The organism is Photobacterium sp. R1 (assembly GCF_054600795.1).
Genome location: NZ_BAAHZP010000358.1, coordinates 1 through 307, shown reverse-complemented (window position 1 = coordinate 307; position 307 = coordinate 1). Strand labels below are relative to the sequence as shown.

General features: G+C 43.0%; 1 pseudogene. It reads right to left on the bottom strand.

Annotation, left to right across the window (positions count from 1 at the left end):
• A pseudogene (locus ACYP03_RS25410) lies at window positions 1-188 on the bottom strand (MFS transporter); the annotation flags it as partial.
• Window positions 189-307: the final 119 nt, after the last annotated feature.

Here is a 307-nt window from a genome sequence, read left to right as displayed (position 1 = left end):
ATGAGGATTGGGCCGCCAATGGCCATACTGGCAGCAAAGGCTGAAACCAGATAACCGACCTCAGCAATTGAAACACCCAGATCTGCTGCCAGCGCAGGCATAAAACCCAGCACCTGCAACTCGCAGGAAATCATGATAAAGATACCGAGACTAAGAAGGTAAACCGCTGAAGGTAAAGGAGATCGCATAAATTCATTCCAAGTGATGTTTAAGGTTCACCCAGTATCATTTATGACATATGATCGATAAATACTTTGAAATCATTTCACTAATGACTTAAATCATGGATGCTGATCTCAATGCCATC